At 69.7% G+C, this 22,660-nt stretch carries 21 protein-coding genes; 15 read left to right on the plus strand and 6 right to left on the minus strand.

The genetic code is table 11. From position 1 onward, the window contains the following. Positions 1 to 26 precede the first annotated feature (26 nt). Positions 27 to 368 (minus strand): DUF6319 family protein, encoded by a 342-nt coding sequence (locus O3I_RS46645; RefSeq protein WP_237748186.1) that lies wholly within the window; start codon positions 366 to 368, stop codon positions 27 to 29. Here O3I_RS46645 and O3I_RS46650 point away from each other — a divergent pair. Beyond that, positions 361 to 759, plus strand: a complete 399-nt coding sequence (locus tag O3I_RS46650; RefSeq protein WP_237748187.1) for a hypothetical protein — start codon at positions 361 to 363, stop codon at positions 757 to 759. The genes O3I_RS46645 and O3I_RS46650 overlap by 8 nt on opposite strands. A gap of 231 nt (positions 760 to 990) precedes the next feature. On the opposite strand, the gene O3I_RS34470 is transcribed toward O3I_RS46650, so the two are convergent. Next, the gene (locus O3I_RS34470; protein WP_014987663.1) at positions 991 to 1,620 is read right to left on the minus strand and encodes a TetR/AcrR family transcriptional regulator; all 630 of its coding nucleotides are present in this window, start codon (positions 1,618 to 1,620) and stop codon (positions 991 to 993) included. A 232-nt stretch (positions 1,621 to 1,852) separates the two neighbouring features. On the opposite strand from O3I_RS34470, the gene O3I_RS34475 reads away from it, so the two are divergent. From O3I_RS34475 to O3I_RS34495, 5 genes are all read left to right on the plus strand, one after another. After that, positions 1,853 to 3,220, plus strand: a complete 1,368-nt coding sequence (locus O3I_RS34475) for a flavin-containing monooxygenase (protein ID WP_014987664.1) — start codon at positions 1,853 to 1,855, stop codon at positions 3,218 to 3,220. Next, positions 3,217 to 4,386 carry an EstA family serine hydrolase gene (locus O3I_RS34480; RefSeq protein ID WP_014987665.1) on the plus strand — a complete coding sequence of 390 codons (1,170 nt, stop codon included), beginning with the start codon at positions 3,217 to 3,219 and terminating at the stop codon, positions 4,384 to 4,386. Before O3I_RS34475 ends, O3I_RS34480 begins: the two co-directional genes overlap by 4 nt. Beyond that, complete coding sequence (locus tag O3I_RS34485; RefSeq protein WP_041563056.1) at positions 4,386 to 5,426, plus strand: NAD(P)-dependent alcohol dehydrogenase; 1,041 nt, start codon at positions 4,386 to 4,388, stop codon at positions 5,424 to 5,426. The genes O3I_RS34480 and O3I_RS34485 overlap by 1 nt, the downstream gene beginning before the upstream one ends. A gap of 17 nt (positions 5,427 to 5,443) precedes the next feature. Then, a complete protein-coding gene (locus O3I_RS34490; RefSeq protein WP_014987667.1) occupies positions 5,444 to 7,093 on the plus strand; it encodes a class I adenylate-forming enzyme family protein in 1,650 nt (549 codons plus the stop codon). A gap of 239 nt (positions 7,094 to 7,332) precedes the next feature. Then, positions 7,333 to 8,190 (plus strand): alpha/beta fold hydrolase, encoded by an 858-nt coding sequence (locus tag O3I_RS34495; protein ID WP_014987668.1) that lies wholly within the window; start codon positions 7,333 to 7,335, stop codon positions 8,188 to 8,190. A gap of 9 nt (positions 8,191 to 8,199) precedes the next feature. On the opposite strand, the gene O3I_RS34500 is transcribed toward O3I_RS34495, so the two are convergent. Continuing rightward, positions 8,200 to 8,484: a hypothetical protein gene (locus tag O3I_RS34500; protein WP_014987669.1), complete on the minus strand. Its 285-nt coding sequence runs from the start codon at positions 8,482 to 8,484 to the stop codon at positions 8,200 to 8,202. A 202-nt stretch (positions 8,485 to 8,686) separates the two neighbouring features. Here O3I_RS34500 and O3I_RS34505 point away from each other — a divergent pair, with 202 nt between their 5' ends. Further along, positions 8,687 to 9,718, plus strand: a complete 1,032-nt coding sequence (locus tag O3I_RS34505) for a DoxX family protein (protein ID WP_041563057.1) — start codon at positions 8,687 to 8,689, stop codon at positions 9,716 to 9,718. A gap of 9 nt (positions 9,719 to 9,727) precedes the next feature. Here O3I_RS34505 and O3I_RS43175 read toward each other — a convergent pair whose 3' ends face one another. Together O3I_RS43175 and O3I_RS34515 are read right to left on the minus strand one after the other, a co-directional pair. Next, complete coding sequence (locus O3I_RS43175; protein ID WP_014987671.1) at positions 9,728 to 10,156, minus strand: STAS domain-containing protein; 429 nt, start codon at positions 10,154 to 10,156, stop codon at positions 9,728 to 9,730. 203 nt (positions 10,157 to 10,359) lie between these two features. After that, entirely contained in the window at positions 10,360 to 11,037 is a 678-nt protein-coding gene (locus O3I_RS34515) for a hypothetical protein (RefSeq protein ID WP_051066813.1), read from the minus strand. 295 nt (positions 11,038 to 11,332) lie between these two features. On the opposite strand from O3I_RS34515, the gene scoE reads away from it, so the two are divergent. Genes scoE through O3I_RS34555 form a run of 8 tightly spaced genes read left to right on the plus strand, consistent with a single transcriptional unit; the run spans position 11,333 to position 21,802 of the window. Beyond that, complete coding sequence (gene scoE, locus O3I_RS34520; protein WP_202804897.1) at positions 11,333 to 12,211, plus strand: (3R)-3-[(carboxymethyl)amino]fatty acid oxygenase/decarboxylase; 879 nt, start codon at positions 11,333 to 11,335, stop codon at positions 12,209 to 12,211. Further along, on the plus strand, positions 12,208 to 12,744 hold the full coding sequence (locus O3I_RS34525) for an FcoT family thioesterase (RefSeq protein WP_014987674.1): 537 nt from the start codon (positions 12,208 to 12,210) through the stop codon (positions 12,742 to 12,744). Before scoE ends, O3I_RS34525 begins: the two co-directional genes overlap by 4 nt. Positions 12,745 to 12,755: 11 nt before the next feature. After that, a complete protein-coding gene (locus O3I_RS34530) occupies positions 12,756 to 14,279 on the plus strand; it encodes a long-chain-fatty-acid--CoA ligase (protein WP_041564730.1) in 1,524 nt (507 codons plus the stop codon). Beyond that, complete coding sequence (locus O3I_RS34535; RefSeq protein WP_014987676.1) at positions 14,280 to 14,516, plus strand: phosphopantetheine-binding protein; 237 nt, start codon at positions 14,280 to 14,282, stop codon at positions 14,514 to 14,516. Then, positions 14,513 to 18,919, plus strand: a complete 4,407-nt coding sequence (locus O3I_RS34540) for a non-ribosomal peptide synthetase (protein ID WP_014987677.1) — start codon at positions 14,513 to 14,515, stop codon at positions 18,917 to 18,919. Before O3I_RS34535 ends, O3I_RS34540 begins: the two co-directional genes overlap by 4 nt. Next, positions 18,913 to 19,968, plus strand: coding sequence for an ABC transporter substrate-binding protein (locus tag O3I_RS34545; RefSeq protein ID WP_014987678.1), 1,056 nt, complete (start codon positions 18,913 to 18,915; stop codon positions 19,966 to 19,968). Before O3I_RS34540 ends, O3I_RS34545 begins: the two co-directional genes overlap by 7 nt. Beyond that, positions 19,965 to 21,011, plus strand: coding sequence for a FecCD family ABC transporter permease (locus tag O3I_RS34550; RefSeq protein WP_014987679.1), 1,047 nt, complete (start codon positions 19,965 to 19,967; stop codon positions 21,009 to 21,011). The genes O3I_RS34545 and O3I_RS34550 overlap by 4 nt, the downstream gene beginning before the upstream one ends. Continuing rightward, positions 21,008 to 21,802 (plus strand): ABC transporter ATP-binding protein, encoded by a 795-nt coding sequence (locus tag O3I_RS34555; RefSeq protein ID WP_014987680.1) that lies wholly within the window; start codon positions 21,008 to 21,010, stop codon positions 21,800 to 21,802. Before O3I_RS34550 ends, O3I_RS34555 begins: the two co-directional genes overlap by 4 nt. A 12-nt stretch (positions 21,803 to 21,814) precedes the next feature. Here O3I_RS34555 and O3I_RS34560 read toward each other — a convergent pair whose 3' ends face one another. Continuing rightward, complete coding sequence (locus tag O3I_RS34560) at positions 21,815 to 22,597, minus strand: SDR family NAD(P)-dependent oxidoreductase (RefSeq protein WP_014987681.1); 783 nt, start codon at positions 22,595 to 22,597, stop codon at positions 21,815 to 21,817. Between the last annotated feature and the right edge of the window lie 63 nt (positions 22,598 to 22,660).

Consider the following 22,660-nt stretch of genomic DNA (forward strand, 5'->3'; position numbering starts at 1 on the left):
CTACACCGTCGACAGCACCGGGCGGTCTAGTCGGCCAGTTCCTCGAGCAGCCGCCGGGCCGCTTCCAGTTCGGCCTGCAAGGCCTGCACCTTGGCCTCCTGGGCCTCCCGCGCGGCATCGAGGATGCCGGCCACCACGTCGGCCACCTCGGGGTGCAGGATCTTGGCGGCCTGCGCCACCGCGGAACTGGGCACGGCGAGGCCGCGCACCGCGCGCTTCTTGCCGCTGACCACGTCGACGGACCATTCGCCGTCGGCGGTACCGGTCAGCGTGACCGTGACCTCGGGCGTCTTCGCCTTCGGGCGGGCCGCCGCCTTGGCGGGCTTCGCGCCGGCCGGGCTCGGCTTGGGTGCGGGCGCCTTGCTCACGCCGCTGTCCTGCTCCTCCGATTCCGGCGTGCTCGCAACGGGTTTCGGGACCACCGGGGGCGGCGTGACGGAACTGGCGGGGGTGGTGGGTGTCGCGGTGCTCGTCAAGGTCGACGGCTGGGTCACGGGTGTTTCCTTCCTGGTTGTCGACTTCGGCTGGGCGGTGGAAACAGGCGCCGCACCTCGCTGCGGCTTGGTCAACGTCACTTCTGTCGGAGAAAAGGACAGTACATCCTTCGAGCCGGTGGGCCGGACCTGCAGGAAGTCTCCGTCGGCGGGATCGCCGAGCGCGATCACCTTTCCCGACCGTCCTTCCGGCACGCCCACCGCGGCGGCGGTGAACCACACCATGGGCGGCTTGCCGCCGGCGATTTCGGTGGCAATCCGCTGAATCTCGCTGTCCGACAATGGCTTGAGCTTGGTTCTGGGCGACGGCATTGATGACTCCGAGCAATATTCGTGGATGGCTGCGTGCACAGATGATGCCGCACCGCACCGACAGATTTGCAGGCCACCGGGAAATCGAGGCCGAGAACACGACGAACCGCCGGGTCAGCGAACCCGGAGCTACGCCCCGGCGGGCCGATCGGATCGCCTTACCGCTCAGTGTTTTCGACGGGCGTCAGTTCCGGTCGGGCGGCGCCTGCAGCGCGGGGAACCAGATGTCGGCGAGCACCTCCGCGGCCCGCTCCGCGGACACGTTGATGGTGCCCTGGACGGCCCAGCGGGTGAAGAAGCGTTCGAGTTGGGCGACAAGCAGTTCCACTCGCAGCCGCGCCTCGTCCGCGCGGTCGGCGGGCCAGCGCGCGAGGTAGGAGGTCATCGCGTTGGGCAGCGCCATGATCCCGTTGCGCGCGATCTCGCGGAACTCCGACTCCAGCGCGGTGGCCTCGTCCCAGGCGGGCAGCAGGTCCTTGTGCTCGTGGAACCAGGCGATCGCCCGGGTCACCCAGGCGACGAACTCGGCCCGCGAACCGGTGTCGAGCACCCGGTCCAGATCCTCGTAGAAATGCAGCGCGCTCGGGGCCGTGCCCTGTTCGGCGATCGCGCGCAGCACCTCCTGCTTGGAGTTGAAGTGCAGGTAGAAGGTGGCGCGACTGCAACCGACAGCGGCGGCGATGTCGTCCACCCGCACCGCGGCGTAGCCCCGGTCGGTGAACAGCTCCTTGGCGCAGGCCAGCAGGCGAGCCCTGGTCTGCTGCTTCTGTTCGTCCCGCAGGTTGCTGCCCGCCGGGCTCGGGTTGGTGCGCAACGGCTACCCCATGTCGGTCGAATGCTGTGCTGACGTGCGACTTTCGCTGCTCGAGTGTACTGAAGCGGCGGTCCGCCGCGTCTCACTAGACAATATGTCATTCACTAGACGCAGTGTCTAGCGAGTGTTACCTTGTTGCCTACGTCACTCCGGTCGCCACGGCGCCGGACGGTTGTGGCGCCGCGGCGCCACCGCAGGTGGGTGACGTCCCCGCTCAGCATGAGGACACTGAATGACTCCAACCGAACTCCCCCGCGTCGCCGTGATCGGTGCGGGCCCGTCCGGGATCACCGCCGCCAAACGATTACAGGACCACGGCATCCCGTTCGATTGCTTCGAGGCCTCCGACGAGGTCGGCGGCAATTGGTATTTCAAGAATCCGAACGGCATGTCGGCGTGTTATCAATCGCTGCACATAGATACGAGCAAATTCCGGCTCGCCTTCGAGGATTTCCCGGTGCCCGCGGATTGGCCGGACTTCCCGCACCATTCGCAGTTGTTCCAGTACTTCAAGGATTACGTCGATCATTTCGGGCTGCGCGAGAAGATCCTTTTCGGCACCGTGGTGACCGCCGCCGAACGGGCGCCCGACGACAGCTGGCTGGTGACGAGCAGCGACGGCCACACGCGCCGCTACGACGTGTTGATCGTGTGCAATGGGCACCACTGGGATCCGAATCTGCCCGACTATCCCGGGGAATTCGACGGCGTGCTGCTGCACAGCCACGCCTACAACGATCCGTTCGATCCGGTGGACATGCGCGGCAAGCGGGTGGTGGTCGTCGGGATGGGCAACTCCGGACTCGATATCGCCTCGGAGCTGTCCCAGCGCTTCCTCGCCGCGAAACTCACCGTCTCGGCCCGGCGCGGTGTCTGGGTGCTGCCCAAGTACGTGCACGGCAAGGTCGGCGACAAACAGTCGGTGCCGAGCTGGATTCCGCGCAAGGTGTCGCTGCGGCTCAAACAGCGGTTCGTCCGGAAGTTCCGGGGCGACATGGAGTTCTACGGCCTGCCCAAACCGGACCATCGCCCGTTCGAGGCGCATCCCTCGGCCAGTGAGGAGTTCCTGCACCGGGCCGGCTGCGGCGATATCGCCTTCAAGCCGGCGATCACCGCGCTGGCGGGTCCGCGGGTGCGTTTCGCCGACGGCAGCACCGAGGAGGTGGACGTGATCGTCTGCGCCACCGGCTATCGGATCAACTTCCCGTTCTTCGCCGATCCGGACCTGTTGCCGGACGCCCGAAATCGGTTCCCGCTGTTCCAGCACATGATGAAACCCGGTGTGCCCGACCTGTTCTTCCTCGGATTGGCGCAGCCGCTGCCGACGCTGGTGAACTTCGCCGAGCAGCAGAGCAAGTTCGTCGCCGCCTATCTCACCGGCAACTATCTGCCGCCCGCGGTACCGGAGATGAACGCGGCCGTCCGCGCGGCGGAGGCCGCCCGGACCGGCCGCTACTACGACTCGCCCAGGCACACCATCCAGGTGGAGTTCGAACCATACGTGCGGGCGATGCGGCGGGAAATGGCCGAGGGCGCGAAACGCGCTGCGGCGGCGGGTAACCCGTTGCCTGTGCCGGCCCGAGCGCTGGAGCGCGCGTGACCGGCGAGCCGCGGACCGCGGGATACTGCGCGGACCGGTTCGCGGACGTGCGCACGGAATTGGAGAACCACCTCGCCGCCGGCGAAGAACTCGGCGCGGCCCTCTGCGTCACGGTGGACGGCGTCGCGGAGGTCGACCTCTGGGGCGGCTATCGCGATGTCGAGCGCACGCAGCCGTGGACGGCCGACACCCTGGTCAACGTGTTCTCGATCAGCAAGACGATGACCGCGCTCAGCGCGCTGCTGCTGGTCGACCGCGGCGAGCTCGACGTGCACCAGCGGGTGGCGCACTATTGGCCCGAATTTGCCGCGAACGGCAAGGGCGACATCGAGATCCGGCACCTGCTCGGCCACACCTCCGGGGTCTCGGGCTGGGCGCCGCCGATCGAGTTGCGCGATATCTACGACGCCGAGCCCGCCTGCGCCCGCCTCGCCGCCCAGCCGCCGTGGTGGGAGCCGGGCACCGCCTCGGGCTATCACGCGCTGAACTACGGGCACCTGATCGGCGAGGTGGTGCGGCGCGTCACGGGACAGACGCTGGGCCGGTTCTTCGCCGCCGAACTCGCCGAGCCGCTCGGCGCGGACTTCCACATCGGCACGCCCGCAGCACATCACGACCGCATCGCGCCCCTCGTGCCGCCGCCGCAGCTCGAATTCGACCTGGCCGCACTGGATCAGGACAGCGTGCTGGTCAAAACGCTGACCAACCCGCTGCTCGACCTCGCCGAGACCGCGAGCACCAGGTGGCGCGAGGCCGAGATCGGCGCGGTGAACGGGCACGGCAACGCCCGCTCGGTGGCGCGGGTGCAGTCGCTGGTGTCCTGCGGTGGTGTGCTCGACGGCCGGCGTTTCCTGTCGGAGCGGACCATCGAGCTGATCTTCGACCAGCAGTCCGACGGTATCGATCTCGCGCTGCTGGTGCCGTTGCGCTTCGGCCTCGGCTACGGACTGCCGCAGGCGCAGACCGCACCCGCGGTACCGGACGGCCGGGTCTGCTGGTGGGCGGGCTACGGCGGCGCGATGGTGGTCAACGACCTGGACCGGCGCATCACCGTCGCGTACACCATGAACAAGATGGCGCCCGGCCTGATCGGTTCCCCACGCGCCGACGCCTACCTGCGCGCGGTGTTCGACGCGGTCCGCGCCGAGCAAGAAGCTTCGGCATGATGCGCGCCTTGCAGCTCACCGGTCCCGGCGTCGTCGAGCTGCGCGAGGTACCGGTCCCCGAGATCGGGTCGGGCGAGCTGCTGCTGCGGGTCGGCGCGGCCGGGATCTGCCATTCCGATCTGCATGTGCTGCACCTGCCGTTCCGGCTGCGCACGGAGCCGCTGACACTCGGACACGAAGTCGCGGGAACCATCGAGGCGGTCGGCGAGGCGGTCGAAGGCCGCAGCGCCGGCGAACGCGGCGTCGTCTACCTGTGCTGGTCGTGCGGCCGGTGCCGAGAGTGCGTGTCCGGCAACGAGAACGTCTGCCTGGCCGCGGGCCGCACCGCGATGCCGCCGTGCCCCGGGCTCGGTCCGGACGGGGGCATGGCCGAGTACCTGCGCATGCCGGCCGACGCGTTCGTGCCGATCGGCGATCTCGATTTCCGGCAGGCCGCTCCGCTCGCGGACGCGGCACTGACCAGCTACCACGCGATCCGCGGTGCACGCGAGCAGTTGCGGCCGGGCTCGGTGGCAGTGGTGATCGGCGTCGGCGGGCTGGGGCACGCGGCGGTGCAGATCCTCACCGCGACCAGCGCGACCGAGGTGCTCGCGGTCGACGTCGCCGCGGACAAGCTGGAATTGGCGACGCGCGGTGGCGCGGCCGCAGGGCTGCGGGCCGGACCGGGCACCGCGCAGCAGATCCTCGACCGCACCGACGGCCGTGGCGCCGACGCGGTATTCGACTTCGTCGGCAACGACCAGACCTGCGCGCTCGCCGTCGCCACGGTCGCGCCGAACGGCGCCTACCGGATGATCGGCCTGGGCGGCGGCACGCCGGAGATCACCGCGGCGCCCGCGGGCGGCCCGGGCTGGCCGTGGGGTGCCTCGATCCGAAAGTCGTACGGCGGCACCAAATCCGATCTGATCGAGTCCGTCGCGCTGGCTCGTTCGGGCAAGCTCGAGATCGCGGTCGAGCAGTACGCACTGGCCGACGGGCGCGCGGCGCTCGACCGGCTCGAGCGTGGGCTGGTCACCGGTCGCGCGGTAGTGGTTCCATGAATGAGGGAGTGCGGTAGATGACGAAGCCGTTCGATGCACAGGCGTTCGCCGCAGCGGCCGTGGCCCGTTTGACCGGCCCCGGCGGCCGCTTCGAGATGGTGGTCGAGGAGGTGCTCGGTGCGCCGATGCCGGTGCTGCGCAACCGAGCCCGCTCGCTGGGCGAGGTACTGGCCACCGCGAAGGACTGGGGTGCGCGCGATTATCTGGTGACCGAGGACCGCAGGATCTCGTTCGCCGAGCACGCGAGCGCGGTCGACGCGTTGGCCGCGGCGCTGCGGGACCGGTACGGCGTCGGCCGGGGCGACCGCATCGGCATTCTGGCGGCCAACACCCCGGAATGGGTCTGCACGTTCTGGGCGGCACAGCAGCTCGGCGCGATCGCGGTGGGTTACAACGCGTGGTGGACGCCGCGGGAGATCGCCTACGGCGTCGAGCACACGGCCCCCGCCGTGCTCATCGTCGACGCGAAGCGCGCGGCCCTGGTCGCGGAGCTGGATATCCGGATGCCCGTGCTCACCATGGAGCACGACCTGCCCGCGTTGCTCGCCGAGTTCGCCGGGGCGACAACGGCCCTCGCGCCGGTGGCCGAAGACGACCCCGCCGTCGTCCTCTACACCAGCGGCACGAGCGGGCGGCCGAAAGGCGCGGTGCACTCGCATCGAAACCTGCTGGCGGTCATCGGCTATCACCAGTTCAACGACGCGCTCGCGGCCGAGTTCGCGGGCGCCGGTGACATACCGAACGGCCGCAGGTTTCTGCTCACCTCGCCGCTGTTCCACATCGCCAGCCTGCACAACCTCGTGGTGCCCCGGCTGGTGACCGGCGACACCGCGGTGCTCTATCAGGGTGGCTTCGACGCCGACCGGGTGCTGCGGCTCATCGAACGCGAACGTGTCACCAATTGGGGCGCCATGCCGACCATGGCGACCCGGCTGCTCGAACGCGACCTGTCCGGGTACGACCTGTCCTCGCTGGTGTCCTTCTCGCTGAACTCCGCTCCGTCCTCGGCGGCACTGCAACAGCAACTGCGCGAACGGCTTCCGGTCGCGCGGACCGCGCTGGTCACCAGTTACGGGCTCACCGAGTCCAGCACGGCGGCCACCATCGCCACCCCGGCCGAACTGGCCGCGTTCCCGGATACCGTGGGCCGCCCCGTGATCGGGGCCGAGGTGCAGATCCGCGACAGCGCCGGGCAGATCGTGCCGGACGGCGCCGAGGGCGAGATCTGCGTGCGCAGCCCGTATGTGATGCTCGGGTACTGGAACGACGACGTAGCCACCGCGGCGGCGATCACCGCCGACCGCTGGCTGCGCACCGGCGATATCGGCGTGCTCACCGACGGCCGGCTGCGATTGTCCGGGCGGCGTTCGGATCTCATCCTGCGCGGCGGCGAGAACGTCTATCCCGTCGAGATCGAACAGTGCCTCGACGAGCATCCCGCGGTCCGCGAGTGCGCCGTCGTCGGCATCCCGGACCCGGATCTCGGTCAGCAGGTCGCGGCCGTGGTCGTACTCGAAAACCCCGCGGCGACAACCGAAGCGGAGTTGCGCGCGTTCGCCGCGGAACGGCTCGCCTACTACAAGGTGCCCGCGCGCTGGCGCCTCACCACCACCGAGCTGCCGCGCAACGCCACCGGCAAAGTGGTGCGCACGGGGATCGAGATCTGACGGACGCGGTTGACAGCACCGTAAAATTGCTGGTGCCTTGTCCAGGAAGGTCGGTGCGTTTATCGGCGGTCTGGGGCGTCCGCCGGCAAGGCGGAGGAGGAGCCGATACCGGGTTTGTATCGGCGACGACGACAACGCGGCCGGCGGGCGTCCCAGACTGTCGAGAAACGTGCCGAAGTTCCTGGACAAGGCACCTAGAACGGGTGACTTGGTTGCCCGGCCGCTCGCGAGGAGTCGACGTGGACGTTTTCGAGCATCAGGGCAGGGCTGTGGCCTACGACCGGGTGGGCAGCGGGACGCCGGTCGTCTTCCTGCACAACGCGGGCACCCAGCGCCACATCTGGGACGATCAGGTGGCGGCGCTGCGCGACGAGCACGAGGTGTTCGCGATCGATCTGCCCGGCTACGGGCAATCCGAGCAGCCCGCGGCGGGCTATCGCCTCGCCGACTACGTGCGGATGCTCGGCGCCTTCCTCGACGCGCACCGGCTCGCGAGCGTGGCGCTCGTCGGCAATTGCCTCGGCAGCGCCACCGCCCTGCGCTACGCGATGGACCGCCCGGAGCGGGTGCGCGCGCTCGTGCTGATCAACCCGCTCACCTGGGACACCGTCCGTTCCGGTCAGTCGGCGGGCCTGGCTTGGGCGGACGCACGGCTCCCGCTGGGCCCGCTGGCCCGCAGGCTGGCGTTGCCCGGCCCCGCGGTGTCGCTGATCGTCGGCAACCAGCTCGGCGCCCGCGGCCGCGCCCAGCAGTTGCAGAACTCGCCGCGGCTGCGCGCGCACTGGTCCGATCGCGGCCGGCTGCAGGCCCTGCACGGCTTGGTGCAGGACTTCCCCGCCTTCGCGGCCTTCGACGAATTCACCCCGCCCGCCGCCTTCCCACCGATCTGCACGATCTGGGGTAAGCAGAACCGCATCCTGTCGGCTCGCGCCGGTGCCCGGCTCAGCCGCACGCTGCGCGCCCATACCGCCGTGGAACTGCCCGATTGCGGTCACCTGCCGATGGTCGAGGACCCGGCCGGGGTCAGCGCCGTCATCACCGACTTCCTCGCGACCGCGCACCGGGCCACGGTCCCCAAGGCCGCGGGTGGTCTCTGAGTCCGCGGCTCAGAGCGGCGCCGAGGTCGGGTACAGCTCGGCGAAGCTGTCCGAGCGCACACCGCAACCGGCGCACTCGAATTCGATGCCGAGGGCGAGCATCCAGGTGATCCGGGTGTGACAGGTATCGCACATGAAGTCCACCCCGTCGGGATGGCAGCACGGTCGTTTGCGGATGAACCACTCGGCCCGATGCCGACAGGGGACGGTGTCGAAGCGGAGGGTGCAGGCCGGTGCGGCGGGGAGCTGAGCGACGATCTTCTCGAAAGTCGTTGGGACCGTTTCGGAGTTCATCGGGGGTACCTTCCGGCAGGACAGAGCGGGAGACCGCGGTGGGTCGGTGCGTACCCACACCAGGCAGATCGTTTGCTAAATAATTGCCGTTACTCGGTGTAGATTCGACGTCCGATACGTCCGCTACTGCCCGTCCACCGGGTTTGATGAGACACCTTCCGGGAACCCGGTCGAATAGAGCCGTCGAGGAAAGGGATCCGTCATGTTGTTGCGCCGACTTGCCCGCCCACTACTTGCCACTGTCTTCGTCGTGGAGGGTGTCGATACGCTGCGGCACCCGGAGTCACGCGTGAAGGCGGCCACCGAGCTGGTGCAGCGCGGCCAGCGACGGCTGTCCGAGCAGTACGCCGCGAAATTGCCGAACGATCCGGGGACCGTCGTGCAGGTCAACGCCGCCGCGCAGGTAGCTGGCGGTGTGCTCCTCGCCCTAGGCAAGGCGCCACGCCTGGCCGCGCTGGTGCTCGCGGCGACCGTGGTCCCGGCCACGGTCACCGAACAGGACTTCTGGAACGAACCCGATCCCGCGCAGAAGGCGGCCAAGCGCAACGCCTTCCTCAAGGACCTCGGGCTGCTCGGCGGGCTGATGATCGCGGCCGCCGATACGGAGGGCAAGCCGTCGCTGGGCTGGCGCGGCAGGCGCGCCGCCCGTGGCGCGGCCGCGACGGTCAGTGCCGCGCTGCCGTTCACGGGATCCTCGGACGGCGCCGCGACCGAGGGGCTGCGCCGCCGGGCACACGAAGTCGCTTCGGCGGCAGGCGCTCTCGGCAGCACCGCGGCCACCAAGGGTTCCGAACTGGCCGACACCGTGCAGCAGCACGGCCCCGAATGGGCCGCCGCCGCAAAGGAACACGCGGCACCGCTGGTGGAGACCGCCAAGGAACGCGGCGCCGAACTCGCCGACGTGGCCAAGCATCGCGGCGCCGAACTCGCCGAGCGCGCCAGGAACCGCGGACCCAAATGGGCCGAACTGGCCAAGGAACGCAGCGCCGAACTCGCCGAACTGGCCAAGGAACGCGGCGCGGAGCTGGCCGATGTCGCCAAGCACCGCGGCGCCGAGTGGGCCGAGGTCGCCAAGGAACGCAGCGCCGAGCTGGCTGAAACCGCGCGTGAGCGCAGCGCCGAACTCGCCGACACCGCCCGCGACCGCGCCCCCGAACTCGCCGAGACCGCCCGCAAGCGCGGCGGCCGGTTCGCGGACACGGCCCGGCACCGGGTGGAGCAGCGGCTGCACTGAGATCGAAATCTAGGCCGACTCTTCGTATCCCACGCCACGATCGGCCAGCACGGCGTCCAGCGACCGCACCCGGCGGAAGCTGGACGCCAAGCCGGTTACCTCGATCGCACGATCGACGCACCGCGTCTTCGTGATCAAAACCATTCGCCGACACATCTTTTCGAGATGCGCCTGGGCGTCGAACAGCACGCGCAGGCCGGCGGCGGACAGAAAGGTGACCGGCGAGAGATCGATGACGATCACCGTGGATCGGGCGCCGATGACTCGACTCAGCTGATCGCGGAAGCTCGGCGCGGTCCAGAGATCGATCTGGCCGTACACCATCATCATCGCGATATCGTGCCGTGGGCGGAACACCGAAAAACGAAGCAGGTCAGCGACTTCGGCCGACCTGTCCGGCGGAGCAGCGGCGTACCGCGCATCGTCGTTGCTGGACATTGGACGACTCCTCGGCCCGTCTCGGTGGCGGGGCGGACCTGTCTACCAAGTGAAGCACGGCGTCTCGGGGCTGTACAGCACAGCGGCCTTTCAACAACGCCGCACCCTTCGAACAATGCGCGCCCTTCAGGCAGCACAACGCCCTTCAGGCAACACGGCGGCATTCAGGCAACACAGCGGCTTTCGAACTGCACGACTCCCGGTCAGCTCGCGGCTTGCTTGCCGAGCGCGCCCGCGAAGAGCAGCCCGCCGATGACCGCGGCCGGGACGCCCAGCACGATGGTGCCGATGATCGCGCCGATCGGGGCGGCGGCGGCACCGGTCACCAGGCAACCGCCGAGGAACCCGGGGACCGCGAGCACTCCGATCGTCGGCACCGCGGCCGCGGCACCGACCAGTGCGCCACCCGCGACACAGCCGAGGGCAGCGCCGATGGTCGTGCCGATCAGCGTGCCGAGTGCGACGCCGAGGCCCGCGACCGTGGCGAAGTTCATCACCGCGGTGTTGAAGTCGGTGGACTGCGGGTCGATGGCGATATCACGCAGTTCGGCCGGAGCGGGCCGGGCGGTCGCGGGGTCGGTACCGGGGGTGAGGGTGGCGGTGCGGCCGTCGATCCGCGCTGTGATCGGCCATACTTTGTTGTCGTTTTGATAGCTGAGCGGCATCGAAACCACCAGGCGATCGGACGGATCGCGCACCTCGAAATGGCCGTCGACCGCGCGCAGCGCGCCCACATCGGTGGTGAGCACCACCGATGCGCCGACCGCGCTTGCCGTGTAGTGCATTTCGGCCGGCTCGGCCTGCGCGTGCGCGGTGGCGGCCGAACCGGCCAGTGCGGCAACCACACAGACAGCTACCGCGACGAATGTCGTTCTACCCATGGAAGTCCCCTCATCGTCTCGCGTCGATACACACCGACGGCAGATCAGGCGCCGCCGAGGCGCGCCTGTGAAATCGAAAGATGTTGCAGAGAAGCAATATTGGCGTTTCAACCGAGAGCTGTCGGTTCGCCGTGCGAGCGGTGGCCGTCCACCGCGCAAGGACGCTAGCCGCAGCCGACGGGCCGCGCAACCGTTGACCGCCGAGTGTCGGCCAGGTCACAGCAACCGCACCCGACGGGACGAATCGGTCGAAATTGCCGGGAACTACCGGCTGTAGTGGGCCGACTAAGTGGTCATGCAGCGAACAGCCATGCGGATCAGCCCGCAGGGAGATTTCGGTGTGGTGATCGAGGACTTCGACCCCGCATCGCAGGAAGACATCCGTGCGGTCAAGCGGGCGGTGTACCGCGAGCGCATCGCCGTGGTCAAGGGCGTCGAGCTCGATCCGCACCAATTCCTCGCGCTGGCAAGCGGTTTCGGCGAACCGGTGCGGTACTACGAGCCGATCTACCACCACCCCGACGTACCCGAGGTATTCGTATCGTCCAACGTCGGCAGCGGTCCCCAGCGGGTCGGCGTGCCCAAGACCGGGAAGTTCTGGCATTCGGACTACGGGTTCATGCCCCGCCCGTTCGACCTGACCTTCATCCTGCCCCAGGTGGTGCCCCAGCACAGCCGTGGCACCTACTTCCTCGATCTGGTCGCCGCCTATCGCGGGCTCAGCCCTGAACTGCAGCGCGAACTCACGGACACGGTCGCCACCCACAGCGTGGCCCGCTACTTCAAGATCCGGCCGAGCGATGTCTATCGGCCCATTTCCGAGGTGCTCGCCGAAATCGAGGCCAAAACACCGCCGGTGCACCTGCCCACGGTGCATCCGCACCCCCACACCGGCGAGCCGGTGCTCTACCTCAGCGAGGGCTTCACCACGTCCATCACCGGTGCGGACGGTACCGACCGCCCCGAGTTGCTGCGCGAATTACTCGGTGTCACCGGACAACTCGACGAGACCTGCACGCATCCGGCGATCCGGTTGCAGACCTTCGAGCGGGGCGATCTGCTGATCTGGGACAACCGCGCCATGGTGCACCGGGCGCTGCACAACGCCACCGCCGAGCCCGCGGTGTCGCATCGGGTCACCGTGTACGACGACGAACCGGGCGTTCCGGCATGACCGATCGGGTGTTCCCGGACGATCCGTTGCTGCTGGCGCGGGTCCTGCACTGCTACAAGCCGCACTGCCGCTATCTGCGCACGCTCGAGGTCCGATCGTCGGGCGAGAAGGTCACCGCCACCGGAACTTTCGAGATACCCGAGTCCTGCTATATCGACGCGACCGGCCACCTCAACTCGGTCGAGGTGAACATCTGCTACAACCAGATGCTCTATCAGACCATCGCGGTCATGGTGCGCGGGCAGCTCGGGGTGTTCGCCGAGTGGACGATGGACGATTTCTGGCGACGCCAGCTGCCGGACATTCTGATCACCCGCTTCCACAGCGATTTCCGCAGGCCGATCGACCCACGCCGGTTCTCCGGTGAGTTCACCCTCGATGACAGCCGGGAGCGCACGAGCTCGCTCGACGGCACGCCGTTCACCGCGTTGGACACCTCGTTCCGCTGCTGGGACGACCACGGCGGCCACTGCGCGGGCGTCGTCCGGTTGGCCGTCGTCGACGCGGCCCGCGCCCTGGGGGCCGCGCGATGAGTGCCCGCACGGTGACTTCGATTCTCGAAGAGCACGCGGCGCACCGCCCTGGAACGGTCGCGATCTCGTGCGCGGGAAGAGAACTCGACTACGCACGACTGCGCGCCGACAGCATCCGGCTCGCCCGCGCGCTGCGCGCCGCCGGCATCGCCGCGGACGACAGGGTGGCCTATCTGGGCAAGGAATCCGTCGACTACTACGCGCTGTTCTTCGCCTGCGCGCGACTCGCGGCGGTGCTGGTCCCGATCAATTTCCGGCTGACCGCACCGGAAGTCGAACACATCATCGGCGACTCGGGCAGCACGGTTGTGCTGGTCGACGCCGACTCCGCCGAGATCGCGCGGGCCGCCGCGCCGCACGCCCGCGTCGTCGACCTGGACGGCGACGAGTTCGCGAGCTGGCTGGCCGGTCCCGCCGAGCCGGCCTCGGACTCATCGGCCGGCGGGCGCGACGATGCGGTGATCCAGCTCTATACCAGCGGCACCACCGGCCTGCCCAAAGGCGTTGTGCTGGCGCAGCGCAGCTTCTTCGCCATCGCCGACGCGCTGGCCGACGCGAGCCTGGACTGGATCGACTTCCGCGCGGGCGACCGCAGCCTCATCGGCATTCCCGGCTTCCACGTCGGCGGAATCTGGTGGGCGATGCAGGGTTTCGCTGCGGGCGTCACCAATGTCGCGATGCCGCGGTTCGACAGCGGCACCGCGCTGGCACTGATCGCGCAGAACGGGATCACCACCCTGTGCGTCGTCCCGTCGATGCTGCGGCTGATCATGTCCGAGCCCGCGATCGACTCGGCGGCGGTCGCGTCGGTGCGCAAGGTGGTCTATGGGGGATCACCGATTTCGGAAACCTTGTTGCGGGAAGCACTCGAGCTCTTCGACGCCGAGTTCGCGCAGATCTACGGCCTGACCGAAACCGGGAACACGGCGATCTGCCTGCCGCCGCGCGATCACGTGCCGGGCAATCCCCGGCTGGCCGCCGCGGGACGGCCGTATCCGGGTGTGTCCGTGCGGATCATCGACGCCGCCGGGACGCAGCGACCGCCAGGGGAGGTCGGCGAGATCTGCCTGCGCTCCCCCGCCGCCATGCTCGGCTATTGGCAACTGCCCGAGGCCACGAGCCAGACGCTGATCGACGGCTGGATCCACACCGGCGACGCCGGATATGTCGATGCCGACGGCTATCTCTATATCCGAGATCGGTTGAAGGACATGATCATCGTGGGCGGCGAGAACATCTACCCCGCCGAGATCGAGAACGTCCTCGCCCGGCATCCGGCCGTGGCGGATTCGGCGGTGATCGGCGTACCGGACGACGTGTTCGGCGAATCGGTGCACGCGTTCGTCGCGTGCCGGCCCGGCACGCAGGTGCGGGTGCGTGACCTGATGACGTTCTGCCGGGAACACCTGGCGTGGTTCAAGATCCCGGCCCGTTTCGAAGTGGTCGCCGCCGTGCCCCGCAACCCGAGCGGCAAGATCATGCGCTGGCAATTGCGCGATCGGTTCTGGGCCGAGCGGGACAGACAGGTGAACTGAATGGAACCGCTGACCTATGCCGCGGTGCGCGCGGACATCGCCGACGTGCTCTATCTCGAACCGGACGAGCTCACCGACACCGAGGATCTGTTCGCCGCCGGGCTGGACTCGGTGCGCCTGATGGGACTCATCGAACGGTGGAAGAAACGCGGTGCCGCACCGGCATTCGTCGATCTGGCCGAGCACCCCACCCTCGCCGCGTGGTGGCCCCTGCTCGCGCCGCGGCGTGCGCGGTGAGGTCGCCGCAGGGACGGCCGCTCACCGCCGCCCAGCTCGGCGTCTGGCTCGGCCAGCAGCTGGACCCGGCGTCGTCGGCGTTCAATATCGCCGAGTACGTGGACATTTCCGGTCCGCTCGAGCTGGACGCGCTGGTGGCCGCCGTCCGCGCGGCGGTAGCCGAGACCGAAGTACTGCGGACCCGCTTCGTCGCCGACGGCCCGCGTCAGGTCGAGCACACGCCGGATCAGGCGGTGCAGGTGGTGGACGTCTCCGCCGCACCGGATCCGTTGGCGGCCGCCCGCGCACTGATGGACCGGGACGTGGCCGAGCCGCGCGACCTCACCGGCGACGAGTTGTTCGCGCACATCGTCTTCCGGCTCACGCCGCACCGCACCCTCTGGTATCACCGCGTGCATCACATCCTGCTCGACGGCTACGGCATGGCGTTGATCGCGCGCCGCGTCGCGGAGCTGTACACCGCGCGCGTCACCGGAACGTCTATGCCGCCCTACGCTTTCGGCTCCTGGGACGCGGTGATCGCGGCGGACGCGGCATACGCCGAATCACCGGAGCGCGAGCGCGACCGTGCGTACTGGCTCGACTACCTCGGTAATCGCCCGGCCCCGGTGACGCTGTCCGGGGCCACACCGCACGCGCCGAGCAGCGCGGGCCGGACCCTGCGGGAGTTCACCGCGCTGGACGCCGAGACGGTCGCGCTGTTGCGCCGGGTCGCCGAGACCGCCCGCGCGAACTGGACCGACGTGCTCACCACGGCCATCGCCGCTTACGTGCACCGGATGACCGGTGCGACCGAGGTATGCCTCGCGCTGCCGGTCATGCTGCGCACCGGCACGCCCGCACTGCGGGTGCCGTGCATGACGCTCAACGGCGTCGCGCTGTGGACCGAATTCGCGGGCGAGCCCACGCTGACCACGCTCACCGGCCGGGTCGCCCGCGACCTGGTGCGCGGCCGGCGCCACCAGCGGTATCGGAGCGAGCAGGTACGCCGCGACCTGGGCCTGGTCGGCACCGACCGCAGCATGTACGGGCCCTCGGTCAACATCATGCTGTTCGACTACGACCTGCGCTTCGGCGCGTGCACCAGCACGGTGCACAACGTCACGGCCGGGATGATCGACGATCTGGTGTTCAACCTGTACGACCGCGGCGACGGCAACGCGCCCACGCTGTATCTCGACGGTCACCCGGGCTCCTATACCTCTGCCGAACTCGCCACTCAGCTGCGGCGGTTCACCACGTTCCTGCGTCGCGTGCTGACCGAGCCCGACCGCCCGCTCGGCGCGATCGATCTGTTCCTGCCGGGCGAACGAGCAGCACTGCGCGCCGCCGGTCACGGGCCGGAGCGCCGGTGGCCGGCGAACCTGGTGCACGAGGTGCTGGCGGCGCAGACCCTGCGGTCGGCAACGGCCACGGCGATCGTCGCCACCGGTGCCGGCGGACGCCAGGAATCGCTGACCTATGGCGAACTCGCCACGCGGACACAGCAATTGCGAGCCGCGCTGGTGGCGGCGGGGACGCGTCCCGGCGACGCCGTCGCGGTGTTGCTCCCGCGCACCGGCGATGCGATCGCCGCGGTCTTCGCGGTACTGGCCTGCGGCGGGGTCTATGTCCCAGTGGACCCGGAACAACCCGCAGCCCGCACCGCCGTGCTGCTCGACGGGCTTTGCGGCCGAACCGAACTCGGCGCGATACTCACCACGACCGCACTGACTTCCCCGCTCCCCGCCGCACTCGCCGATCGAGCGGTTCTGGTCGATGACCACGCCGCGGTCACCGCGGACACTGTCACGCCCCCCTTGCATCCCGATCATCCGGCGTGGGTGATCCACACCTCCGGCACCACGGGCACACCGAAGGCCACGGTGATCTCGCACCGATCCGTGCGGAACCTCTACCACCACCATCGCGAGCAGCTGATCGAACCCGCGGTGGCAGCCTGCGGCGGCCGGCGGATGCGGGCGGCGCTCACCGCGTCGATGACCTTCGATACGGCGTGGGAAGGGCTGCTCTGGCTGCTGGCGGGCCACGAACTGCACGTCATCGATGACGAGCTGCGGCGCGACCCAGACGCGCTCGTCCGCTACATCCGCGCGCAGCACATCGATTTCCTCGATGTCACACCGACTTTCGCACGGGAGCTGCTCGGGGCGGGACTGCTCGCCGGGCAGCACCGGCCCGCCGTGCTCGCGCTCGGCGGCGAGGCGACCGACGCGGCCCTGTGGTCCGAGTTGCGCGCCGAGCCGGAGATCGCGGTCTACAACCTCTACGGGCCAACCGAATGCACCGTCGACGCCACCTGGACCACGGTGGCCGCGCACGCCGCGCCGTCCATCGGCGGGCCGGTCAGCAACGGGCGGTGTCACGTGCTCGACCTGGCGCTGCGGCCGGTGCCACCCGGGGTGGTGGGCGAACTGTATGTCGGCGGCCTACCCGTCGGACAGGGCTATCTCGGCGAATCCGGCGCGACCGCCGCGAAATTCGTCGCGGACCCGTTCGATCCGAAGGGCGGGCGGCTCTATCGCACCGGCGATCTGGTGCGTCGGCAGCCGGACGGGGGCCTGGACTATCTCGGACGCGGTGACACGCAGATGTCGTTGCGCGGCTATCGAATCGAGGCCGGCGAGGTCGAAGCCGCATTGGCCACCCACCCCGGCGTCGGCGGCGCGGCGGTGCGGATACACGCCGAGGTGCTCGTCGCCTATGTGGTGCCCACGGCGGGCGCGGCGCTGCCGGACCCGCGCGCCCTGCGCCTGCACCTCGCAGCACGGCTGCCCGACTACATGGTGCCGTCGATATATCTCGAGCTGCGGCGCCTGCCGCACACCGCCAACGGCAAGCTGGACCGGGCGGCGCTGCCCGCGCCGCCGGCCGCCGCCACCACCGAACGGCCCGCCCGCACGCCCGCCGAGCGGACGCTGGTGCGGTTGTTCGCCGAGGCGCTAGAGCTCGATTCGGTCGGCATCGAGGACGACTTCTTCGCGCGCGGCGGGCATTCGCTGCGCGCGGCCCGGGTGCTCAACGGGGTGCGGGCCGCCTTCGGTGCGCGCTGGGACCTGCGCACCATGTTCGACACACCGACCGTGGCCGGCTTGGCCGAGCGGCTCGAGTCAGGTCGAGAAATAGATGAATTGCCCTGGAGCACAGCCGATCTAGAAGAGGACGTGCACCTGGTCGACGATCTCGTCGCGATCGGCGAGCCGTCGGCACCGCCCCGGGTCGCACTGCTCACCGGTGCGACCGGGTTCCTCGGTGCGTTTCTGCTCGCAGCTCTGCTGGAACAGACCGACCTGCGGGTGTACTGCCTCGTCCGAGCGCAGGACGACGCTGCCGCGATGACCCGGCTCCGGGACACCCTTGCGCGCTACGGTCTTCGCGACCGGGCGGATCCACCGCCCCCGGCAGATCCGTCGCGCCCCGGATCTGCCCGGCGCGAATCCCGGATCGTTCCGCTCGCAGGCGATCTCGCCGAGCCGCTGCTCGGCCTGTCCCCCGAGCGTTACCGGGAGCTGGCCGACACCGTGGACACCATCGTGCACAACGGCGCTCGTGTCCATCACTTCGAGCCCTATGCCAGGCTGCGTCCGGCGAATGTCGAAGGGACCGCACGCATACTGCGGCTGGCCTGCACCGGCACCCCCGCCTCGGTGCATTTCGTCTCCTCTGTCGACACCGCCTTCGCGGTCGACGGAAATCCGGCCGTGCTGAGCGAGGACCGCCGGGTGGCCGCGACGTCGTTGCCGCCCAACGGCTATGTCGCGAGCAAGTGGGTGTCGGAGGGGCTGCTGTATGCCGCCGCCGCGCGCGGTGTGCCGGTGACGGTGACCCGGCCGGGCCGGATCGGCGGGCACTCCGGAACCGGCGTATCCGGCCCGGACGACGCGTTCTGGAGCCTGCTGCGCGCGATGGTCGTGCTCGGGGCGGTGCCCGACGAGCTGTACCGGACGGGCACGGTGGACGTGGTCCCGGTGGATTGGGTGGCCGCTGTCATCGCGCATCTGGTCACGCAGCGGGGCGTCGGCCGGACCTGCCATCTGACCAGCGAACAGCCACTGCCCTTCGCCGCGATCGTCGCGGTGCTGCGCGAATCCGGTTATCCGATCGCCACCGTCCCCGCGACGGACTGGCACAACCGTTTGACCGCACTGGCGGATCAGGCTTCGGCACGCGGCGATCACGCCCTGACCATCGCCCGCGCGCACGCCGCACACCTGGCCCGGCCGGGCACCGCCGCCACTTACAGCCGCACGAATACCCGCGCCGCCCTGGCGGATGCCACCGTGCCGCAACCGGATTCGCTGTCCGCCGTGCGGGCCGGCGTCGACTACCTGATTCGGACCCGTTTCCTCCCGCCGCCCGCGGTCCCGGTCGGCGCGCAACCATCGAAGAGGCACCCATGCTGATCAAACACGCACTGCTGCCGGTACTCGCGGCGAGTGTGCTCGCGGCGACCGCCTGCACCACGTCGGTGACCGATGCCGCCGATACCCGGCCCGCGACCGCGGCGACCGAGGGTGTCACGAAATACCCTCTTTCCCTGGAGAACTGCGGGAGGAGCTACACGTTCACCGCGGCCCCGAACCGTGTCGTGGTGATGAACGGCGGTTCGGTCGGCGAGGTGTCGGCGCTGCTCGCACTCGGCGTGGCCGACCGGGTGGTGGCCAACGCCCAGTCCTACGGCAATTCCGACGTGCCCGGCCGCGCCGCCGCGATCGATGCGCTCCCCACCGGGAACATCACCCCGAACAGCCTGCAGGACATTCCCCGGGAGGCCATGCTGAACCAGCGGCCCGACCTCGTGATCTCGACCGGCGGTGGCGGTTTCGCCGCCGACCAGGGCTTCGCCACCAGGGACGAGCTGGCGGCGGCCGGTGCGAATACCTATGTGCCCAGGGCCAACTGCGGCGTCACGGGAGCGGTCACCGGCACGCCGACGATCGAGGACAGCTACGCCCTGCTGCGCGACCTCGGGGCCATCTTCGACGTGCCCGGCCGGGCCGATCGGCTCATCGCCGACTCGCAGCGCGCCATCGCGGCGACCACCGCCCAGGTAGCCGGGCAGCCGAAGAAGAATGTGCTGCTCGTCTTCGCCGGGATGGGCATGGGCGGCGATGATTCCGACTTCTCGGCGATCGCGGCCGGTGGCATCTGGAACGACGTCATCGGTAAAGCGGGCGGGGTGAATCCGTTCGAGCGGACCGACGGCACCACCTTCGTGACGATCAGCAAGGAGCAGCTCGCCGCGACGCCCATCGACGGGCTGGTCGTGGTGAACTACCGCAGCCCCGATATCGACGCGGTCGCGAAACGAATTCTCGCGCAGTTCCCGCAGTGGCCGGCCGCGGCGACCGGAAGCTATGCGGTACTGGCGGATTCGATCTACCTCGGCCCGAGCAACGACGTGGCGGTGGGGCGGATCGCGAAACTGGTGCACCCCGAGCAGTTCCGGTGACGCGGACCAGCGCCCGGCCGCCACTGGCCAGAGTGCCGCTGCCGATCGCGCTGGGGGCCGCGGCCGCAGTGTTGCTCGCCGTCCTGGTGCTCTCGATCGCGGTGGGGTCGGTGACGGTTTCCGCGGCCGATACCGCCCGCGTGATCGTCGCCCACTTGTCCGGTAGGACAGCCGATGTCGGCTTCACCGTCGATCAGATCGTCTGGAGCTACCGGCTGCCGCGGGTCCTGCTGGCCGCGCTGTGCGGCTGCGGACTCGCGGTGGCGGGCGTGCTGTTGCAAGCGCTGGTGAACAATCCGCTGGCGGACCCGTATGTGCTCGGCCTGTCGTCCGGGGCTTCGCTCGGTGCGGTCATCGTGATCGTCACCGCGGGCGGCGCACTCGGCGGTGTCGGGGTGTCCACCGCGGCGTTCTGTGGTGCGATCGCCACCATCGCGGTGGTGTTCCTGCTCGGCCAGCAGCGCGGCAGGCTCGCGCCCACTCGACTGGTCCTCGCGGGTGTGGCGGTGGGCTATCTGCTGCTGGCGGCCACGAACTATCTGCAACTGCGCGCGACGCCGAACGAGCTGCGCACGGTGATGTTCTGGACGATGGGCAGCGTGGCGGGGGCGCGGTGGGATCGGCTCGGCCCGGTCACCGTGGTGGTGCTGGTGACCGTGGCGGTGGTGCTGGCGTTCGGGCGGCGGCTCAACGTGCTCGGCACCGGTGACGAGCAGGCGACCGCGCTGGGCGTCGACGTGCGGACGCTGCGGATCCTGCTGCTCGTGCTCTCCGCGCTGCTGACCGGCGTCCTGATCGCCGCCGCGGGCGGGATCGGCTTCGTCGGCCTGGTGATTCCGCATGTGGTGCGGCTGGCGTTCGGGCTGGACCACCGGCGGGTGCTGCCCCTGTCCGCACTGATCGGGGCCGCGTATCTGGTTGCGGTGGACCTGCTTTCGCGTACCGTCGACGCGCCCAACGAACTGCCGCTCGGCATCTTCACAGCGGCATTCGGCGCGCCGTTCTTCCTATGGCTGCTGCGTCGCAACGGCGGTCTGCAATGAGCGCGCGACCGGCCGCCGAACTGTCGGTGACCGGAGTGCGGGTCACCTTCGGCGAGGCCGCGGTGCTCGACGGGGTGACGTTGCGGGCGGCGCCCGGGGCGGTGGTGGGCATCGTCGGGCCGAACGGCAGCGGCAAGACCACCCTGCTGCGCACGATCTATCGATCGCTGGCACCCAGCAGCGGCGTCGTCGCCGTGGACGGTGCCGATATCGCCGCGATGTCGATCCGGGCCGCGGCCCGCACCACCGCGGCGGTGCTGCAGAACGGCTCCGGCGCAACCGAACTCACCGTGCACGAGGTGGTGCGGCTCGGCCGCAATCCACACCACTCGCTGTTCAGCAGGGACACCGCGGCTGACCGGCTGGCCGTCACGGACGCGATGGCGCGCACCGGCGTCACCGCCTACGCCGAGCGCACCATCGGTTCGCTGTCCGGCGGCGAACGCCAGCGCGTGCTGCTCGCCCGGGCACTGGCGCAGCAGCCGCGGCTGCTGGTGCTCGACGAACTGACCAACCACCTGGACGTCCGCGCCCGATTCGAGCTGCTCGACCTGATCCGCTCGACCGGCATCACCACCCTCGCCGTCCTGCACGAGCTGGATCTCGCTGTCCGCCACTGCGATCAGCTGGTCGTGCTCGACCGCGGCGCGGTCGTCGCCGCGGGCGAGGTGCTCGACGTGATGACCCCCGCCCTGCTCCGCAAGGTCTTCGGCGTGCTCGCCACCACCGCACGCCACGAGGACGGTGTCATTCGATTGCACTATGCGGCAGAGCCTTTGGCCGATCCCTGAGACCGTGGCGGGTCAGGCGCGCATACCGCCGTCGACGCGCAGCACCGTGCCGGTGACGTAGGAGGCCCGGTCACTGAGCAACCACGCTGCGGCCTGGGCGATTTCGTCCGGATCGGCGGCCCGGCGCAGCGGCGTGACAGCGTTGAGCCGCTCGATGACACCCGGGGACTGCGCATCCCAGTCGTGCAGCATCTCCGTCGAGGTGGTGCCCGGCGCGATGGCGTTGACGCGGATGCCTTCCGGGCCGTACGTGACGGCCGCGCTCGCGCTGAGGCTGTTGACGCCCGCCTTCGTCGCACCGTAGGCCGGGAGTTCGGGGTTGCCCATCAGGCTGCCGACGCTCGAGGTGTTGACGATCGCTCCCGTCCCCGCGGTCGCCCGGATGGCTTCGAGCTCGGCGACCATGGCCACCCACGTGCCCTTCAGGTTCACGTCGTAGACGTGGTCGAAGTCGGCTTCCCGCGCCCGGTCCATCGGACCGGGCGGCACGCCGGCCGCGCCGTTGTTGAAGGCCACGTCGAGCCGCCCGTACCGATCCACGGCGTGCGCGACGGCGGCCCGTACAGTGGCCGGATCGGCGAGGTCGCACACCACGTAGTGGGCGGTGCCGCCCGCCGCTGCGATGTCCTCTGTCACCGCTTTCAACTGCGTCTCCGTCCGCGCCGCGAGCAGCACCCGGGCCCCCTCTCTGGCGAACAGCCGCGCCGCGGCGGCGCCGATCCCACGTCCGGCACCGGTGACGAAAGCGACCTTGTCGGCCAGGAGACCCGCTCCGGCGATCTGTGTGTTGTCCATGGCGTCAACCCTCGGGCCGGGCCGACGGCCGAGCCAGGTACCGGGTGTACCTGGCTCGGCACG

It is taken from the genome of Nocardia brasiliensis ATCC 700358 (genome assembly GCF_000250675.2).
GTDB lineage: Bacteria > Actinomycetota > Actinomycetes > Mycobacteriales > Mycobacteriaceae > Nocardia > Nocardia brasiliensis_B.

What these genes read in the sequence shown, in the direction of transcription:
- O3I_RS34475 (WP_014987664.1), top strand. Translation starts at nt 1,853, where the DNA reads ATGACTCCAACCGAACTCCCCCGCGTCGCCGTGATCGGTGCGGGCCCG.
- O3I_RS34485 (WP_041563056.1), top strand. Translation starts at nt 4,386, where the DNA reads ATGCGCGCCTTGCAGCTCACCGGTCCCGGCGTCGTCGAGCTGCGCGAG.
- O3I_RS34490 (WP_014987667.1), top strand. Translation starts at nt 5,444, where the DNA reads ATGACGAAGCCGTTCGATGCACAGGCGTTCGCCGCAGCGGCCGTGGCC.
- O3I_RS34500 (WP_014987669.1), bottom strand. Translation starts at nt 8,484, where the DNA reads ATGAACTCCGAAACGGTCCCAACGACTTTCGAGAAGATCGTCGCTCAG.
- O3I_RS34505 (WP_041563057.1), top strand. Translation starts at nt 8,687, where the DNA reads ATGTTGTTGCGCCGACTTGCCCGCCCACTACTTGCCACTGTCTTCGTC.
- O3I_RS43175 (WP_014987671.1), bottom strand. Translation starts at nt 10,156, where the DNA reads ATGTCCAGCAACGACGATGCGCGGTACGCCGCTGCTCCGCCGGACAGG.
- O3I_RS34515 (WP_051066813.1), bottom strand. Translation starts at nt 11,037, where the DNA reads ATGGGTAGAACGACATTCGTCGCGGTAGCTGTCTGTGTGGTTGCCGCA.
- scoE (WP_202804897.1), top strand. Translation starts at nt 11,333, where the DNA reads ATGCAGCGAACAGCCATGCGGATCAGCCCGCAGGGAGATTTCGGTGTG.
- O3I_RS34525 (WP_014987674.1), top strand. Translation starts at nt 12,208, where the DNA reads ATGACCGATCGGGTGTTCCCGGACGATCCGTTGCTGCTGGCGCGGGTC.
- O3I_RS34535 (WP_014987676.1), top strand. Translation starts at nt 14,280, where the DNA reads ATGGAACCGCTGACCTATGCCGCGGTGCGCGCGGACATCGCCGACGTG.
- O3I_RS34545 (WP_014987678.1), top strand. Translation starts at nt 18,913, where the DNA reads ATGCTGATCAAACACGCACTGCTGCCGGTACTCGCGGCGAGTGTGCTC.
- O3I_RS34555 (WP_014987680.1), top strand. Translation starts at nt 21,008, where the DNA reads ATGAGCGCGCGACCGGCCGCCGAACTGTCGGTGACCGGAGTGCGGGTC.
- O3I_RS34560 (WP_014987681.1), bottom strand. Translation starts at nt 22,597, where the DNA reads ATGGACAACACACAGATCGCCGGAGCGGGTCTCCTGGCCGACAAGGTC.